Source organism: Luteolibacter luteus (assembly GCF_012913485.1).
In the GTDB taxonomy this organism is placed as follows: Bacteria; Verrucomicrobiota; Verrucomicrobiia; order Verrucomicrobiales; family Akkermansiaceae; genus Haloferula; species Haloferula lutea.
This window is the reverse complement of record NZ_CP051774.1, coordinates 1,995,028-2,012,224: the sequence shown is the minus strand read 5'-3', so window position 1 is coordinate 2,012,224 and position 17,197 is coordinate 1,995,028. Positions and strand designations below refer to the sequence as shown.

The following is a 17,197-nucleotide window of genomic DNA, read 5'->3' as shown; positions in this document are numbered from 1 at the left end:
GATCAAATCGAGCTGAGAACTTCTTCAAAGACAGTGAGCGTGTCATCCAGGTCCGCCTCGGTGTGCGCCAGCGAGAGGAAGCCGGTCTCGTAAGGGCTGGGGGCGATATAGATGCCCTTGTCGAGGCAGCCCCAGAAGAACTTCTTAAAGAGTTCGAGATCCTGCTTCATAACGTCGTCCACATTCACGATCTCGCGATCGGTGAAGAAGAGGCAGAACATCGAGCCCGTGCGGTTGAAGCGATAGGGAATTCCCTTCGCATCCATCAGCTTGCGCAGGCCGCTTTCGAAGTAGGCGCCGAGTTCTTCCAAGCGCGGGAAGCCCGAAATCTTCGAGAGTTCCTTGAGCTGTGCGAGACCGGCGGCCATCGCCAGCGGATTGCCGGACAGCGTGCCTGCTTGGTAAACGGGACCGATCGGCGCCAGAAGGTCCATCACGTCCGCGCGGCCTCCGAAGGCACCCACCGGAAGACCGCCGCCGATCACCTTGCCGAAGCAGCTGAGATCCGGCGTGAGATTTTCGATCCCTTGCACCCCGGCCTTGCCAAGACGGAAGCCGGTCATCACTTCGTCGAAGATCAACAGCGCGCCATTCTCCTTCGTGATTGAGGAAAGGCGGTCGAGATAGCCGGGCTTGGGGAAAATCAGGCCCGCATTCGCAGGGTAAGACTCCACGATGATCGCTGCGATCTGATCGCCCTGTTCCTTGAACACCTTCTCCAGCGCCTCGAAGTCATTGTAGGGGAGGACGATGGTCTTTTCCGCGAAAGCGGCGGGCACCCCGGCAGAGTCGGGCTCGCCATGGGTCAATGCGCCGGAACCGGCGGCGACCAGCAGAGAATCACTATGACCATGGTAGCAGCCATTGAACTTCACGATGTAATCGCGCTTCGTGAAGCCGCGGGCGAGACGGATGGCGGACATGGTGGCCTCCGTGCCGGAGGAGCACATGCGCACCTTTTCGACGGACGGCACCCATTCGGTGATGGTGCGTGCCATCTCCACCTCGAAGGGATTCGGGATGCCGAAGGACACGCCGTCCTTCGCCACTTCATGAATGGTGTTCGTCACCACGGTCGGCGCATGGCCGAGGATGTTCGGTCCCCAGGATCCGATGTAGTCGATGTAGGTCTTGGCATCCACGTCCTCGATCCGGCTCCCCTTGGCGCGACGGACGAAGAAGGGCTCGCCACCCACATTGCGGAAGGCGCGCACGGGTGAATTCACGCCGCCGGGGATGAATCCTTTAGCGGTGGCGAAGAGTTTCTGGGAAAGCGGTCCGGTCACGGGGGGATCTTGAACATCGAACCCAGAACGTCCAACATTGAACGTTGGAATGACCGTTTATCAACGACTTAGGATTGAAAATACCATCAGCCCCAGCGGCGTGCCGATGATGTAGCCCCAGAGTCCGGCCAAGAGTCCTGGCAGCACCAAGGACTTCCAGTCGCGGGAAACGGCCATCGCCGCAGCGGTCGGCGGACCACCCAGCGTGGCATTGATTGCCAGCAGCAACTCTTCCAGGTCGAGCTTGAAGAGCTTTCCGAGCACCATGGTGAAAAGGACATTTCCCACCGCCATCACGAGGCAGAAGAGGAAGAGCACCGGGGTGTGGAAGATCACGGTGCGTAGATCCGCAGGGAGGCCAATGCTGAAAAGAAAGAGGAAGAGCAGGAAGATGCCGATGCGGTCATAGCCCCGGAGGCGCTCCAAGGCGCGCGGAGCGAGTGTGGCGGCGAGAAGTGAGAAGCCGGTGATCAGCACAAACTTGTTCGTGGCGATCATGCGGATCAGATGTGGAAAGCTGCCCGCCTTCAGGTCTTCCGGGAAAAATCCGGCGATGAGCTTCCCGCAGCCCATGGCGATGGCCACCACGGCGAAGGCAAATGCGAGTGCGGCGCCGAGCCCGTTGACGGTGAGCAGGGCTGGCGACTCCGTTTCCTCTTCGACCGGAGATCCGTCATTCGAGCTATGCGGATGGGGATAGCGCTTCAGGAAGAACTTGCTGCCCGCCATCCAGAGTAGCAGCACGAAGAAACCTGCCATTACCAGATTGTCCGCGACCACGAGGCCGGTGGTAAGTTCCCCGGTCGCACCGGTGCTATCCTGGATCGCGAGGAAATTCACCATGCCGCCGATGTAGCTGCCGGTCATGATCGCGGCTGCTTGCTCGATCTGGGGGATTCCGCAGTCGCGGAACATCGCGACTGCGGTGAAGGCACCGATGATCGTTCCCGCCGATGCCAGCAGGACCGCGAACATGAGCCTGCCTGCCTCACGCGCGATTTTCAGCAGATTCGCCTGCATCAGCAGCAGGGGCAGGGCGAGCGGCACCAGCCAAGCGCCGATGAAATCATAAGCCGGGATCTCCTTCGCCGGCATGATCCCGGTATTGGAAAGGAGCATCGCCAGCAGAAGCGCGATAACCGGCGCACTGAGCTTTTCCGCCCAGCGATAGCGTCCCTCGATCCAGATGGAGAAGGCCGTGCCGGACACGATCAGCGCCCACAAGGCCCAGGTCTGGTCTTCCGGGATCAGTGCTGCCATGACCTATGCGTCCAGAAGGGTTACCCCATTGCCATTGGTTTCCGGGAAGACCGCGCGACCGTGATCGAGGCGCACTCCATCCGCGATATCCTTCGAAATCAGGACCGCGCCATCCATGTCGACGTGATCGAGAAGTGGCAGCAGTTGAGCGATGGCACTGATGCCTACGCTTGATTCGGTCATGCATCCGACCATCACTTTCAGTCCCAGCTTCCGTGCTTCCGCGATCATCCGTCGTGCGGGGACCAGGCCGCCGGCCTTGGTGAGCTTGATGTTGATCCCATCGAAGATCCCCGCGCACTTCGCGACGTCCTCTTCGGTTTGGCAGCTTTCGTCCGCGAAGACCGGCAGTACACAGCTTCCCTTCACCTTCCGCATACCCTCCCAGTCGTCGCGCGGAAGTGGCTGCTCGAAGAATTCCACGCCGAGCGCCTTCATCTCAGGGGCGAAGGCAAGCGTCTGGTCCGCGCTCCATGCCGTGTTCGCATCGATCCGGAAGATGGCACCGGTGTGTTTGCGGAGTTCCCGGACGATCGCGAGGTCGTCTTCCGTGCCGAGCTTGATCTTGTAGATCGGCCAGCCGTCGAATTCCTTCATCTTCATCACCATCTTTTCGATGGTGTCGATGCCGATGGTGTAATCGCTCAAGGGAAGGTTCTCCAAGCTGAGACCCCAGAGCTTCCACACGGGAGCTCCCTTTTGCTTGCCCCAGAGGTCGTGAGCGGCCTGATCGAGCGCGCAAAGGGCGAAGGGGTTCTCGCCCAAGACAGGGTAGACACGATTCCAGAGCTCCTCGGGTGTTGAAAAGCCCCCGGCTTCGATCACCGGTCGTGCGGCTTCGAGCGATGCCCGCATCGATTCCGCGGTATAGAGATGCCAGGCATGGGAAGAAGCTCCTTCACCGTAGCCGGTGGCGCCTTCGTGCTCCAATTCCACCAGCAGGTTGTGCTGCAGCGTGGTCGTGCCGAGCGCGATGGTGAAGGGATGCCGGAGTGGCAGGTGGATGTCTCGCAGCGTGAGCTTCATGGGCGGTGTGATCAATCGATGCGTGGCAGGGTCATGTTCGCGAGGTCCACGGCACGTGCCTTGCCATCGGGACCGGGGATAAAGACGGCATGCTCCTTCGCGTAGAGCCCGGCAGGGAAGGCGAAGACATAGCGGTTCACCGGAGTCAGCCGGTAGTCAGCCATGTTCTCGGTGGTGCCGTAGAGCCGCCCGAACTTTTCATGGACCACGAAGGGAATCATGTTTGGCCCGTAGCTGCCCTGGAAGGCCCTCCACTCTTTCGGAAGCGGCTTCCTGTTATCGGGCACGCGGGTGAACTCCTGAGGTCCCGCGCTGATGCGAATCACGGTTCCGGTAGTGTCGCGGTTGATGGAAACCGGAAGGTCGGAATGCAGGCGGCTATTGAGGAGGTAGCGATCCTTCGCCGTGGGCGTCAGCTTGAACTCCTGGCACGAAAGCACGCCGGACAGATCGCCGCCGAGCTCCATCCAGAAGCTCTGCGATTCCCACTTGCCTGCGATTTCCTGCTTTTCTTCAGGCGACGCCGGGTAGGTCGGAGCCGCTTGGGGAGCTTCGCCCTTTTTCGCCTGCAGCATGAGGGATAGCGCAAGGTCGGCGAGGTGTTGGGTCCGGCCGTTCACGATGTCTTCATTGCATAGCACCACCACGCCGATCTTTTCTTCCGGGAGGTAAGTCAGTGCCGTGCTGTGTCCATAGACCGCTCCTCCATGGCCTACGGTTTTCCGTCCTCGCCATTCACCGAGTGCGAAGCCGATCCCGAAGCTTCCCTTGGGATCGAATTGCGGCTTCCACATTTCCGTGAGCGTTTCCGCTTTCAAGATTCTCCCGCCCGGCGAGTCGCCTTCGGCTGCGAGCATCATGATGAAGCGGCCGAGGTCGCCGGCAGTGGTATAGAGGTTACCCGCAGGGATGGTCCCCAGGTCGAAGAGCGGCGTCGAGCGGTCCGTGAAGCCTCCCTTCCGATCCGCGACGCGGATATGAGAAGGCAGCACGGCACCCGCGTCCTTGTGCAGCCATGAGGATTTCGTCATGCCGAGCGGCCGGTGGATCCATTCCGCTTGCAGCTTGGGAAAGCTTTTTCCCGCCGCCTCGGCTGCCACGTGGCCGGCGAGGCTTGGTGCGATATTCGAGTAGCGGTTCTCACTCTCCGGTGGTGAGACCAAGGCCATCCCCTTCAAGCTCGCCGCAGTGGCTTCCAGGGTAGGCTCGCTGTCATCGAAGTAGCCGCCGGTCGATGCCTCCCGCTGAAAGCCGGAGCGATGGCTCAAGAGCTGCCGCAGGGTGATGGGCTTGCCGTTGAAGGGATTTACGGGGACCCGGTCATCGGGCAAAGGGGCATCGAGTCCCAGCTTCCCTTGCTCCACGAGCTTCATCACGGCCACGGCATTGAAGAGCTTCGAGACAGAGCCCGCCCTGAAGACGCTGTCTTTCTTGGCCTCGCCAAACCCCTCTTCGTAGACAATCGAGTTCCTGTCGACCCATGCGATGGAGATCCCTCTCAGCTTCCACTCGGCCATTTCCGCTTTTACCGCATCTTGATAGGAAGGAATGACACCGGAGTAATCGGCAGCGCTGGCCAGGGTGCTCATGGCGATGAGGGAGGGGATAATGCGTTTCATCGGGCTTAGAGAAGTCCCCGTAAGGAGCTTAGGAGATCGTCAATGACCTGTGGCGTGTGTGCGGAGCAAACGGCGAAGCGCATGATGCCTTCCGGTCCGGTTCCCGCGTAAGAAGTTACCGGTACGAGGAAACCTTGCGAGCGAAGCTCCTGGTGAAGTCGCGCCATGTTGACGGCATTCCCGATGGCGACACCTACCTGTGCGGAGGGTACGTCGTGGGCACTCAGCCCGAGCTCGCGAAGGCCCCTTCGGAGATGCAGGGTGTTTCGCCGCAGGTCTTCCCGAAACGATGGATTGCCCGCGATCAGCTCCAGCGCCTTGGCAGTGGCGGTGGCGACCGGCGATGGCGGTGCGCTCGCGCCGTCGTAGTAATGAGAGGAACTGCGAACGAGTTGCATGAAGGTTGTCGATCCGGTGACGATCCCTCCGAAGCCCCCCATCGCCTTGCCCAAGGTTCCGCCGCAGAGGATCGAGACGCCATTGTTTGAGATCCCGCCATTGGCAGCATCTTCGAGGCCAAGATGCTCCAAGCTTCCGCGCCCGTGATCACCTAGCACGCCGAGGCCATGAGCATCGTCGACCAGCAGCGTCGCGGGGGCGTAGCGTGCGAGCACGCCGACGTAGTCATCCAAGGGAGGAAGCTGGCCTGTGGCGGGCACCACGCCATCGCTCATCACCAGGGGAGAAGTGCCGGGGGGGAGGTAGGCTTCGATTTTCGCCTGGAGGTCCGCAGCGTCGCGCGAATGAAAGCGGTGGATCGGCGCGGCGGGCAGATGTGCCGCTTCCATCACACAGAAGTGTGCCGCCTCATCGATGAAGATGGCACCCGGCTTCAGGACCAAATGAATCAGGACGTGGTTTGAGGCATAGCCCGAGCTGAAATAGAAGCCTGCCTCGCGCCCCGCATGCTCCGCCGCGCGTCGCTCTACCTCCAAGAGTGGGGCGCTGTTCCCGAAGCCGGCGCGGCTGGTGGCGGTGTGAAAGCCGTAGCGCTGAAAGCCCTCGCAGCCGGCGGCGATCACCTCCGGATGTCCGTGCAGGCCATAGTAGCTGGTGCCGCCGAAGTAGTGGTAGCTCCGTCCGTCGATGATCACCTCCGGGCCGGGTGCCGATTCCATCAAGGGGACTTCGTGCATGGTCGTAGACGTCACGGCGGTGTTGTTCATGCCAGCACCGCTTTTACCACATGCCCGTGAACGTCCGTCAGACGGAAGTGCCTTCCCTGGAATTTATAAGTGAGCTTCTCGTGATCGATTCCTAGCAGGTGCAGCAGCGTTGCCTGGAAGTCATGCACGTGGACGCCATCCTTCGCCACGTTGAATCCCAACTCGTCGCTTTCACCATGGGTCATGCCCGCTTTCACGCCACCCCCTGCCATCCAGATGGTGAAGGCGTAGGGGTGATGGTCGCGGCCCCACTTCGGACGGTCATTGAAGTCGCCCTGGATGAAAGGGGTCCGGCCGAACTCCCCGCCCCAGATGACCAGCGTGTCGTCCAGTAGCCCGCGCATCTTCAGGTCCTTCACCAGTGCCGCGCTGGGTTGGTCCGTGTCCTTGCACTGAGTGTAGAGTTCAGTGGTCAGGCTGTTGTGCTGGTCCCATCCCGCATGCATGAGTTGGACGAAGCGGGTGCCTCTCTCGATCAGGCGGCGTGCGAGCAGGCAATTCCGCGCATAGGTTCCCGGCTGGTGGACCTGTGGTCCGTACATCTCCAGCACCTCCTTCGGCTCGCCGGAGATGTCGGCGAGTTCCGGCACGCTGGTCTGCATGCGATAGGCCATCTCGTATTGGGCAATCCGTGTGGCGATTTCCGGATCTCCGAAGTCGTCCAGCTTCCGCTGGTTCAGCTTCGCAATGCCATCGAGCATGTTCCTCCGCAGCGCAGGACTCACACCTTGCGGGTTGGTCAAATAGAGCACCGGATCCTGGCCCGGATGGAGCTTCACACCTTGATGCCGTGAAGGGAGGAAGCCCGACCCCCAGTAGAAGTCGTAGAAGATCTGGCCGCAGGTCGTGTCCTTGTTGACCGAAGTCATGGCCACGAAAGTCGGCAGATTCTGGTTCAAGCTGCCCAGGCCGTAGGAAAGCCACGAGCCAATCGTCGGCCGGCCGGGAAGCTGGTTGCCGCTCAGGAAAAAGTTGATCGCGGGAGCGTGATTCACCTGCTCGGTATACATGCTCTTCACGAAGCAAAGCTCATCGGCGATGGCCGCGGTATGCGGCATCAGGTCGCTCACCGTCGCACCGCTTTGACCGCGGGCATGGAAGGGCTCCAAGGCACCGAGCAGCTTCTTGCCGCTCGCATTGCCGGTCATCGTGCTGAAACGCTTGCCGGCCAGATAGCTGTCCGGAACGGCTTGGCCATGGCGCTTCGCCAGCTCTGGTTTGTAATCGAAGAGCTCGACGTGGCTCGGCGCTCCGTTTTGGAAAAGATAGATGACCCGCTTCGCCTTGGGGGCGATCTGGGTGAGTGGCGAGGGTCCTTCATTGCCAAAGGCCTCTTCACCGAGCATCGAGGCTAGCGCCGCCGTGCCGATGCCCGTCGCGCTGCGCCCGAAGAAGTAGCGGCGATTGACGAGAAGCTGGCGCTCGGTGATGGGATCCATGGCTACTCTTTGGTCAGGGCTTCATCGATGTTGAGGATCGAAAGGCAGACGGACGCGAGTGCCGCGTGCTCCACGGGCTCGAGTGCCGGATCGCGTGGTGCCTCACCGTTCGCGAGAAAGGCTTCCGTGGATCTCGGGTCGGCCGCGAAGGCATCCCGGGCCTCGCGGTAGGACTCCATCAGGATTGCCTTCTCTTCGGCAGATGGGGCACGGGAAAGCACCAATTCGAAGGCCTTAGCGAGAACCGTTTCAGGTCCGCCTCCATCCTTCGTCGCCCTTGACGCGAGCACCCGTGCGGCTTCCACGAAGGTGACATCATTCAAGGTGGAAAGGGCGTGCAACGGTGTGTTGGTGCGCGATGGATTCACGGTGCAGACCTCCCGCTTCGCATTGTCGAAGAACATCGGCGGCATGCTGATGCGTCGCCAGAAGGTGTAGAGGCTGCGGCGGTGGAGCGCCTCGCCCTTATCCCGGACGTAGAGCACTTTCCCGAAAGTTGCGTCCGGCCACAGGTTTTCCGGTTGATAGGGCTTCACCGGTGGGCCACCGAGCTTCGGCACCTCCAGCCCGCTCACCTCCAGAGCCTGGTCGCGGATCATCCACGCGGGCAGGCGGAAACGGGGGCCACGCGCGAGCAAGCGGTTCGCCGGATCCTTCTCCAGCATCTCCGGCGTCATCCGCGACGCCTGCCGGTAGGTGCGGCTGGTCACGATCGTGCGCATCAGCCTCTTCACATCCCAGCCGCTTTCCATGAACTCCGCCGCCAGCCAATCCAACAGCTCGGGCTGCACCGGCAACTCGCTCTGCACACCGAAGTCCTCCGGCGTCTTGATCAGGCCGATGCCGAAAAGTTCCTGCCAGAAGCGGTTCACCGTGACCCGGGCAGTCAGCGGATGGTCCCGCGAAACAAGCCAACGCGCGAGATCCAACCGGTTCGGCGGCGCCCCGCCCTTCGGCAGCGGCGGCAAGATGGGGGGCGTATCGGCCTCCACCTGCTCCAGCGGCTTGTCGTAGGCTCCCACCGAGAGGATGTGGGTGGACCGGCGATTCTGGCGATCCGCCATCACCATCACCTTCGGCATCCCTTTGCGGAGATTGGCCAATTGCGCATCGAGATTCTGGCGTTTCCCGTTCAGCTTCACAAATTCCGCATCGCTGCGATGGAATGCATCCGTGACCTGCTTGCTTTGTTCCGGGTTCCGTTCGCCGGCGGGGATCCGCAGCACGGGGAGCAAGGGGCTCTGATCCGACAGGCTCGGCGAAGCTTCTCCGGTCACTGACAGCCGGAAGCGTCCGAGGTTGTGCTGTGGATGCGGCGAGTCATGGCGCAGCGTGATTTCCATCGTCGCCCCGGGCGGTACTTCCACGGTGGAGGCAAAACGGAAGATCGCCGCGTGATCCCGGTCGATCGGTCTGCCTTCCCAGATGGCCCAGCCGGATTGCGGGTTGTCGTCGAACGCATTGGCGATGACGAAGGTGCCGCCTTGCTCGTAGCTCGCATCGGCTCCCGCGATCGCGAGCCGATGCGGTTTTCCGTCCGCACCAATGAGCGAGACCTCGAAGCCGGTCAGCACGAAGTTCCCGCTGTCAGACCGCGCGATACCGCCAGAAGTCATCGAGGGATGCCGGAGTGCCTCCAGCTTGATCGCCGAAAGAGGTCCTGCCGGAACTGCCCCTCGCACCACATAGGTCGCATTCGCGGGATTGGGGCCGGAAGTGAGCACCGAATGGTCCTCCAAGGTTTCCGCCTCCGCGCCTTCCACTTTCGTGATCGCGAGATCTTGCCAACTCACATCCCGGGCCCGAGCCAGTTCGGCGGCTTCCCACTGCTGTTGGTGCGGGGAAATTTCCGCTGTTTTCGTCGCCAAGCGCATATCCGCTTCGCGCATCAGATTTGCCAGCCGCTCTGTCTCCATCCGCTGGGCTTCATCCGGCACAGCGAGCACGGGTGGCGTCTGAGGATCTCCACCACTGCCGTCCACCGGCGTCTGGTTGAAGAAGGCCATCAAGCTGTAGTAGTCCCGCTGCTTGATGGGGTCGTATTTGTGATCATGGCAGCGGCAGCAATTCATCGTTAGCGCCATCCACACGGTCCCGGTGGTTTCCGCCATGTCCATGGCGTAGTCGATGCGGTTCTCCTCCGGGATGCGGCCGCCCTCACCATTGATCGGATGGTTTCTCAGGAATCCGGTGGCGAGGACTTGTTCGGGCGTGGCGTCCGGCAGCAGGTCCCCGGCAAGCTGCCAGATGGTGAATTGATCGTAGGGAAGATTCCGGTTGAAGGCGCTCACCACCCAGTCCCGCCATGGCCACATCGTCCGGTCGGAGTCTCCCTGGTAGCCGTTTGAGTCGGCATAGCGCGCCGCATCCAGCCATGGCCAGGCCATCCTTTCTCCATAAGCCGGGTCCGCGAGAAAGCGGTCCACCAGCTTTTCGTAGGCATCCGGCGCGGCGTCCTCGAGAAAGCTGGCACACTCCTCCGCAGTCGGCGGCAGTCCCCGCAAGTCGAAGGACAGGCGGCGGATTAGTGTCGTCTTTTCCGCCTCGGGGGAAAGCTTCATGCTCTCCTTCGCGAGACGGCGGGAAACGAGGGCATCGATCGGATGGACCCCAGCGGGAACCTGGGGCCGCTCCACCCGGATCAAGCTCCAGTGTGGTTGATAGACCGCACCGCCTTCAATCCAGCGCCTCAGCAGGTCCTTTTCCTCATCGGAAAGTTTCAGGTGGGAGTCAGCCGGGGGCATGACCTCTTCCGGGTCCTTGGAAATGATCCGCTGCCACGCCAGCGATTCCGTCGGTTTCCCGGGTACAATCGCGATTCCGCCCTCTCGCCTGGCGAACGCGGCCTCCGGGACGTCGAGCCGCAGCTCCGCCTCGCGGGCCTTCGCGTCGAAGCCATGGCAGGCGAAACAACGGTCGGAAAGCAGTGGCCGGATATCCCGGTTGAAGTCGGGAGACTCGGCGGCATGGCTCTCCAAAGCCGCGAGCAGCAGCAGGGAAAGGGTGCCGGGGTATCTGACAGGGCCGTTCATCCGGGACGCAGGGTTTTACGCCGTAGCCCCCATACGGGAGTATTCGCGCTATTTTTCCCTATGAATAATGCGTGGCGGGCTCTCGTCAGAGAAAAAAGAGGAGCTTTCGCCAAGACTCCGGAAACGCTAACGTCTACCTATCATGAAAGCCGCTCTGGTTTCTGCCCTGCTTCTTTCACTCGTGCTGCCGGTTTCGGCTCAGGTGAAGCGGGCTGAGCGCAAGTCGCTGATCGATCGGGATCCCGATGTGGTCCACCTCGCGGAGCATGTAAAAGAACCGATCGAGCTGAAGGTGATCAAGGATGCCACGGTTTTTTCCGACAAGAACGGGAAGACCCGGCTCGGGACCATCAAGGCCGACCAGGTCGTGGTGCTCGAGGCCATGACGGAAAAAGCCTACAAGGTCCGCGGACAAGGCGTGAAGCAGGGGATTTCCGGCTGGGTCGGTCCGCATGCCTTCGCCTCGAAGGACCCGGATTTCGTTGAAAATCTGAAGAAGCTCCACAAGCGCCAGCTGGAGGTGCAGGCCCTGATCGAGGCCAAGGAGCTGGCGATCGGCATGACTCCCGAGGAGGTGGCGAAGTCCCGCGGAAATCCGGTGAAGACCCAGGTCAAGCAGACCGAAAAGGGCCAGACCGGTCGCTGGGAGTATGTGGAATACGAACAGGTGACCCATTACAACTATGTCCGCGATCCCATCTCCGGCCAAGTTTTCCGGCAGGCCGCCTACACCACCCAAGTGGAGAAGGGAAAGACCGTGGTCGAGTTCGAGGACGGCGTGGTGACCTCTTTGGAAGAGAGCGAGCAACGCACGGCTTCCCCGGTGAAGATTGTCGTTCCGCCGGTCGTTTTCGTCTGGTGAGGCGCTTTTCGAAGGATATTGCGCGATTCGCGTGGATTTCGGGTTGAATCGCCGCCCGTACGTGATGGCTTTGGATACAGGCAATGCGCCCCTTGCGGGTGGCAGCCTCGACCAAAGCGGATTTCACACATGAAAAAACCAGGAATCGGAAAACGGGCCGGGGGTTTCACCCTGGTGGAACTGATGGTGGTGATCGTCATCATTGCGGTGCTCGCCGGACTCGTCTTCGGCATCGCGAAGAGCACCCTGATGAAGTCGCGTCTTGCGGCCAACCTCACCTCGGTGCGGAACATCGGTGCGCTGGTCCAAGGCTACACCCAGGACAATGCCGGCATCTTGCCCACTTGGCGGGATGAGTCGCAGAACCGCTACTGGTGGGGCCTGCTGATCAAGGATCCCGACAACGAGTCGGAAGTGACCCGCTTCAAGAGCCCGGGCGACAAAGGCTTCGATCCCAAGAAGCCGGAATCCACCATGTCCTACGGCTGGAACGCCAGCGTCGTCGGTCGCTATGCGGATGGCGAGGGGGACGATGGTCCGAAGCGGATGTCTTCCTTCCGCCAGCCTTCGGAAGTCCTGGTGATCGCTGATACCAAGACCGGAGCCATGGGCCTTCTCGACCAGAGCGCCCTTCCTGATCCGGACCGCTACGGTGGCAAGTGTGCCGCGCTGATGCTCGACGGCTCCGGCCGCACGCTGGAGATCGAATCCGAATTCAGCCGCGGCAGCTCGAAGTGGTTCATGACCGAGGACGAGCGCGAACAGCGCGGTGCCAACTGAACCGGAGCAACAGATTGATTTTGAAAAGGCGGGGAGTGAGCGGTCACTCTCCGCTTTTTGCTGCTGCCGTCAGGCGGGTCGCGGCGATCTCGCGGATGCGGGACTGGACGGTATCGGGGTCCGTGTCCGAGGGGATGATGTGAACGAAGGGCTCTCCCTCAAGCGAGAGGAAGATCTCCCGGCATCTGGCGAGGGAGTCGCGCTTTTCGAATTCGTTCGCGACATCGCCCCGGCCACCGATGCGGGCCAAGGCGCTATCCACGTCCAAATCCAGGACGAAGAGTAGATCCGGGCTTGGGGCGAAAGCCTCATTCTGCCGCCGGATTTCAGTGGGGTCGAAGCCCCGGCAGCCCTGATAGGCCATGGTGGAGAAGTAGTAGCGGTCCAGTATGACCACTTTGCCGGCTGCAAGGGCGGGGGAGATTAGCTCTTCCACATGCTGTCGACGGTCCTTCAAGAAGAGGTCAAGCTCCTCCTCAGGTGCCAAGCGGCCGGTAGCGGCGGTGGCACGGATCTCGCGTCCCCATGGGCCATCGGTTGGCTCGCGGCTGCAAATGACCTCACGGCCTTGCTGGCGGAACCATTCGCCCAGCGACTGCGTCTGGGTGGATTTGCCGGTGCCGTCGATGCCTTCGAGGACGATAAAGAGGCCTTGCTGGTTCATGAGGAGGGTGCCGGACGCTTCCAGAGCGGGCCACTCAGGGCAAGGTTCATCGTCCTTGCGTCTTGGCTTTCCCGGAAAGGGGACCCGATTTCAGGCGGTGCCGTTTCAATCTGGAAAAGGCTGTCAGGGGGCGAGGGGAGGGTTGCAAACACGTTTGGCCTGTTGTCAGGTGGCGTCCGAATCCATGTCGTGCTTCCGCCATTTTCTGCCTCTTTTGCCCTGCCTGATCTCCTGCCTCGCTGCCGCGGAGGAGTCGAAGCCGAATGTTCTGCTCATCTGCGTGGACGACCTGAAGCCGGTGCTCGGTTGCTATGGCGACAAGCTGGCGAAGACCCCCAACATCGATCGTCTGGCCGCACGCGGCATGCGTTTCGATATGGCCTACTGCAACCAGGCAGTCTGTGCGCCCTCGCGGAACAACCTCCTGCTGGGCTCCCGCTCGACCTCGCTGGGCATCTATGATCTCTCGGTCAATTTCCGGAAGAAGGTGCCGGATGCAGTGACCCTGCCGCAGTATTTCACGAAGAACGGCTACCGCTCTGAAGCAGTCGGCAAGATCCTCCACTCCGGCCACGGGAATAGCGATGATGCCGCTTCCTGGGTGGTCCCGACCATCACCGAGAAGGTGGTGGAGTACCTCGATCCCGCGAACTCGGCGGGGGGCAAGCTGACTCGCGAGGAGGCCTATTTCACCAACCAGCAGCTCGGCAAGATCGGGCAGCTCCCGAAGGGCTCCGCGTGGGAGTCGACGGTTTCAGAGGACGAGGGCTATTCCGACGGCAGGATCGCGCGTGAGGCGATCAAGCGCCTGCAGGCGGCGAAAGAGCGGAAAGACACGCCCTTCTTTCTGGCGGTCGGCTTTGTGAAGCCACACCTGCCATTTACCGCGCCGCAGAAATATTGGGACATGCATGATCCTTCGAAGTTTCAGCTCGCGACCAATACCCGCCCTCCGGAAGGAGCGCCGCGCTATGCCGGCAAAAAGGGCGGCGAGATCACGAACTACACTCCGATTCCGGATAGCGGTGAGGTGAATGACGAGACCGCGCGCAAGCTGATCCACGGCTACTACGCCGCCACCAGTTTCGCGGATGCCCAGCTTGGGAAGGTCCTCGATGAATTGGACCGCCTGGATCTTGCAAAGAACACCATCATCGTTCTCTGGGGCGACCATGGCTGGCATCTGGGTGATCACGGTATCTGGACCAAGCACACCAACTACGAGGAAGCGAACCGCATCCCCTTGCTCCTCGTGGCTCCCGGAGTCGGGAAGCCGGGCGCTACCAGACAGCTCGCCGAAACGGTGGACATTTATCCGACGCTCGTGGAGCTCGCCGGCTTGCCCAAGGCGGAAGGTCCGCAGCCGATGGATGGCACCAGTCTCGTGCCGGTGCTGAAGGATCCCGCCGCACGCGTCCGCGACCATGCTTACCATTGCTTCCCGCGGGGAGAAGGCCGCATGGGTCGCGCCATCCGCACGGAGCGTTATCGCATGGTGGAGTGGAAGAAACCCGGAGAGCCCGCCGACAACGCCGACATCGAGCTCTATGATTACCAAGCGGAGCAGCCGGAGACGAAGAACCTCGCCGACAGCCAGCCGGAAGTGGTGAAGGAACTGCGCGCCATCCTCGACCGGCACCCGGAGGCGAAGCGCTGAAGCCGGTGGTAGCTTGCGTAAGCCCGGGCCTTCCCTAAAGTGAAGTGGATGCGTTTTCGCCTTTCGCGTTCCCTCACCTTCTGGCTGGGCTTGCCCGGGCTGCTTTTCCTGCTCTGGGCTTGGGCGGACTCTTTCGACTGGCGGTCCGGAATTAGCATTGCGGGAAAGTCGGGCCTGGGCGGACTCGCCAGCGATGGTTCGTCGATCAGTTTCCACTGGAGCCATTTGGCACCGGTCCCATCTGGTGTTGTCCCGCCGGTCGGCGAATATGAACCTCCCGAGTTGCCGCCAACGACGAGCATGGACTTCTACCATGAGTCCAGCACCCGGGGGCAGCGCCCCTTCCTGTGGGCACAGTTCGAGAGCTCGAGCGGCACGGCGGGTGCCGTCGCTTCAAGGATGATCTCTGTTCCCTACTGGATCGTCACCCTCGCTTATATCGGCCTTTGGGGTGCGGTGATGGCGTGGCGCTGGCAGCGTTCGCGCAGGAGGCCGCCGGTCGGTCCCCCGCACATCAGCTTCGAAGACAAGGGAGCACCCGTCCATCAGGCTCCCTGATCGACCGGGTGCTTTCCTGATCTGCTAGCGATCTTTGAGAGCGATCTGGAAAAACAGGATCATGGCTCCGGCCGCCGCGATGAGGAAAAACACCATCGCGAGCCCGGGGTAGCCAAAGAGGCGGAAGCTCGTCTCGACGCGGGCAAGCATGGAGGAGCCGACGATCAAGGCTGCCAGGATCAGCCCGAGCGTGATGCGGTTGGCGACTTTCTGGAGGCCTACAATCAAGGCCTTCTCATCGATCGAATCCACCCGCACCTTGATCTTGTTGTCTGCCAGCAAGTCCATGATGCGGTTGGCGCGGAGCGGCAGTTGACCCAGGAATTGTTTTAGCTCGGTAAGGATGCCCATGATGTTGGCGGAGGTCAGAGTCTCCTTGATCCGGGCACGACTGATTTCGCCAAGGTGCTCGCGGATCGCTTCATGGGGATCGAAGCCGGGGCTCAGGCAGCGGCCGACGCGGTCGAGGTTCATCAGCGCCTTCCCGATCATGCTGATCTCCGCAGGGATACGCAGGCCAGCATCCGCGCAGGCCCGCGTGACCTGAAGTACCAGCGAGCCGATGTCGATCTGGGAGAGGGCTTGGGATTTGGAGGAGCCCACAATCTCCTCCACCGCGGTGATGAAACCTTCGCGATTGAGCTCTTCGTCCTTGGCCTCGCCGATACCAAGGGCCGCCTCGGCGGTTTGGATTCCATTGCCTTCGCTGATTCCGGCCAGCAGGTGGACGAGTTGGTCACGCATTCGTTGCTGCACGCGTCCGGTCATGCCCAGATCCAGGATGCCGATCCGGCGATCGTGGGTAAGAAGGAGGTTCCCTGGATGAGGATCGGCGTGGAAGAAGCCATCGACGAGGATCTGCTTCAGGTAAGCTTGAAAAAGCTGCCCCGCCAAGGCGTCGCCATCCAGGTCGTTAAGCACGGCTCCGGATAGCGAAGTGATCTTGGTTCCCGGCACATAGTCCATCGTGAGGACACGGCCGCTGGAGTAGTCGTCCACCACGCGGGGCACTGTCAGCCGGTGAAATCCCTTCAGGTTCTCCCGCAGTTCCACGAGGCTGGCGGCTTCGCGCTGGTAGTCGAGTTCCCGGAGAACGCTGCTACGGAATTGTTCGACGATACGAAGGGTCTCGTACTTCCTGCCGAAGTCCGTGTGCTCGTCGAGGAAGCTAGCGATTGCTTCGAGGCTCTCGATGTCGTCGGCGATCTGCTTCCGGATGCCCGGGCGCTGGACCTTGATCGCCACTTGGCGTCCGCCGCGCAGGGTGGCCAGATGCACTTGGCCGAGCGAGGCTGCCGCCAAGGGCTTGCGCTCGAAGTTTTCGAAAGCTTTCGAAATTCGAACGCCCAAGTCCTCCTCGATCGTTCTTTCGATTTCCTCATAAGCCACCGTCGAGACATCGTCCTGCAAGCGGCCGAGTGCCGAGAGATAGGCAGGAGGCAGCAGGTCTCCTCGCGTGGAGAGCAGCTGGCCGATCTTGACGAAAGCCGGCCCCAGCTTCTCGAGGTCGTCCGCAAGTTGCTCCGCGGGCACCGGAGTTGTCCCGGCTGCGGGGGGGATTTCCTCACCGGGAACTCCGGCGTTCGCCAGCAAGTCGCCCCTGCCGTGCTTGAGAAAAAGTGCGGCGATGTCCTTGTAACGCCGCAGGTTCGCAGGAGCCAGTTTCATTCCTAACAGATCGCAAGTGGCATGCCATGGCCCGATGCACGGAGTGCCGGGCATCGCAGAACGAACTTCAGCGCCTTTTGCAATGTCCGGATGCAATTTGAAGCGGCTATGGCGGCATCCGTATCGTAGCGCCGGGATATGGACGACGCCTGCTCATGGCGCGGCACCTGCGATGATGGA

The 17,197-nt window shown here is 61.5% G+C and carries 13 protein-coding genes; 4 read left to right on the top strand and 9 right to left on the bottom strand.

Translation table 11 applies throughout. The features are described 5' to 3' along the window. Window positions 1–2 precede the first annotated feature (2 nt). From hemL to HHL09_RS08180, 7 genes are read right to left on the bottom strand one after another with little or no spacing between them, the layout of a single operon-like run. On the bottom strand, window positions 3–1,286 hold the full coding sequence (gene hemL / locus HHL09_RS08210) for a glutamate-1-semialdehyde 2,1-aminomutase (protein ID WP_169454082.1): 1,284 nt from the start codon (window positions 1,284–1,286) through the stop codon (window positions 3–5). 60 nt (window positions 1,287–1,346) lie between these two features. Further along, window positions 1,347–2,546: a DUF819 family protein gene (locus HHL09_RS08205; protein ID WP_169454081.1), complete on the bottom strand. Its 1,200-nt coding sequence runs from the start codon at window positions 2,544–2,546 to the stop codon at window positions 1,347–1,349. Between the two features lie 3 nt (window positions 2,547–2,549). Further along, window positions 2,550–3,572 (bottom strand): dipeptide epimerase, encoded by a 1,023-nt coding sequence (locus tag HHL09_RS08200; RefSeq protein WP_169454080.1) that lies wholly within the window; start codon window positions 3,570–3,572, stop codon window positions 2,550–2,552. An 11-nt stretch (window positions 3,573–3,583) separates the two neighbouring features. Next, window positions 3,584–5,191, bottom strand: coding sequence for a serine hydrolase domain-containing protein (locus HHL09_RS08195; RefSeq protein WP_169454079.1), 1,608 nt, complete (start codon window positions 5,189–5,191; stop codon window positions 3,584–3,586). Between the two features lie 5 nt (window positions 5,192–5,196). Next, on the bottom strand, window positions 5,197–6,357 hold the full coding sequence (locus HHL09_RS08190; protein WP_169454078.1) for an aminotransferase class I/II-fold pyridoxal phosphate-dependent enzyme: 1,161 nt from the start codon (window positions 6,355–6,357) through the stop codon (window positions 5,197–5,199). Next, entirely contained in the window at window positions 6,354–7,796 is a 1,443-nt protein-coding gene (locus HHL09_RS08185; protein ID WP_169454077.1) for a DUF1501 domain-containing protein, read from the bottom strand. The genes HHL09_RS08190 and HHL09_RS08185 overlap by 4 nt, the downstream gene beginning before the upstream one ends. Window positions 7,797–7,798: 2 nt before the next feature. Beyond that, the gene (locus HHL09_RS08180) at window positions 7,799–10,828 is read right to left on the bottom strand and encodes a PSD1 and planctomycete cytochrome C domain-containing protein (protein WP_169454076.1); all 3,030 of its coding nucleotides are present in this window, start codon (window positions 10,826–10,828) and stop codon (window positions 7,799–7,801) included. Window positions 10,829–10,970: 142 nt separating this feature from the next. On the opposite strand from HHL09_RS08180, the gene HHL09_RS08175 reads away from it, so the two are divergent. Further along, window positions 10,971–11,690, top strand: coding sequence for a hypothetical protein (locus HHL09_RS08175; protein ID WP_169454075.1), 720 nt, complete (start codon window positions 10,971–10,973; stop codon window positions 11,688–11,690). Window positions 11,691–11,819: 129 nt separating this feature from the next. After that, complete coding sequence (locus tag HHL09_RS08170; protein WP_169454074.1) at window positions 11,820–12,470, top strand: type II secretion system protein; 651 nt, start codon at window positions 11,820–11,822, stop codon at window positions 12,468–12,470. 43 nt (window positions 12,471–12,513) lie between these two features. Here HHL09_RS08170 and tmk read toward each other — a convergent pair whose 3' ends face one another. Beyond that, window positions 12,514–13,134, bottom strand: coding sequence for a dTMP kinase (gene tmk / locus HHL09_RS08165; protein WP_169454073.1), 621 nt, complete (start codon window positions 13,132–13,134; stop codon window positions 12,514–12,516). A 184-nt stretch (window positions 13,135–13,318) separates the two neighbouring features. Between tmk and HHL09_RS08160 the strand changes: the two genes are divergently transcribed. Next, a complete protein-coding gene (locus tag HHL09_RS08160) occupies window positions 13,319–14,791 on the top strand; it encodes a sulfatase (protein ID WP_169454072.1) in 1,473 nt (490 codons plus the stop codon). A 48-nt stretch (window positions 14,792–14,839) separates the two neighbouring features. Continuing rightward, window positions 14,840–15,349, top strand: a complete 510-nt coding sequence (locus tag HHL09_RS08155; protein ID WP_169454071.1) for a hypothetical protein — start codon at window positions 14,840–14,842, stop codon at window positions 15,347–15,349. A 24-nt stretch (window positions 15,350–15,373) separates the two neighbouring features. Here the strand turns inward: HHL09_RS08155 and HHL09_RS08150 are convergent, their stop codons facing one another. Continuing rightward, a complete protein-coding gene (locus HHL09_RS08150) occupies window positions 15,374–17,071 on the bottom strand; it encodes an ABC1 kinase family protein (protein ID WP_169454070.1) in 1,698 nt (565 codons plus the stop codon). Between the last annotated feature and the right edge of the window lie 126 nt (window positions 17,072–17,197).

Coding starts and splice junctions, on each gene's coding strand:
- HHL09_RS08170 (WP_169454074.1), top strand. CDS start 11,820: ATGAAAAAACCAGGAATCGGAAAACGGGCCGGGGGTTTCACCCTGGTG.
- HHL09_RS08175 (WP_169454075.1), top strand. CDS start 10,971: ATGAAAGCCGCTCTGGTTTCTGCCCTGCTTCTTTCACTCGTGCTGCCG.
- HHL09_RS08195 (WP_169454079.1), bottom strand. CDS start 5,191: ATGAAACGCATTATCCCCTCCCTCATCGCCATGAGCACCCTGGCCAGC.
- HHL09_RS08200 (WP_169454080.1), bottom strand. CDS start 3,572: ATGAAGCTCACGCTGCGAGACATCCACCTGCCACTCCGGCATCCCTTC.
- HHL09_RS08205 (WP_169454081.1), bottom strand. CDS start 2,546: ATGGCAGCACTGATCCCGGAAGACCAGACCTGGGCCTTGTGGGCGCTG.
- tmk (WP_169454073.1), bottom strand. CDS start 13,134: ATGAACCAGCAAGGCCTCTTTATCGTCCTCGAAGGCATCGACGGCACC.
- HHL09_RS08180 (WP_169454076.1), bottom strand. CDS start 10,828: ATGAACGGCCCTGTCAGATACCCCGGCACCCTTTCCCTGCTGCTGCTC.
- HHL09_RS08160 (WP_169454072.1), top strand. CDS start 13,319: ATGTCGTGCTTCCGCCATTTTCTGCCTCTTTTGCCCTGCCTGATCTCC.
- HHL09_RS08185 (WP_169454077.1), bottom strand. CDS start 7,796: ATGGATCCCATCACCGAGCGCCAGCTTCTCGTCAATCGCCGCTACTTC.
- HHL09_RS08150 (WP_169454070.1), bottom strand. CDS start 17,071: ATGCCCGGCACTCCGTGCATCGGGCCATGGCATGCCACTTGCGATCTG.
- HHL09_RS08155 (WP_169454071.1), top strand. CDS start 14,840: ATGCGTTTTCGCCTTTCGCGTTCCCTCACCTTCTGGCTGGGCTTGCCC.
- HHL09_RS08190 (WP_169454078.1), bottom strand. CDS start 6,357: ATGAACAACACCGCCGTGACGTCTACGACCATGCACGAAGTCCCCTTG.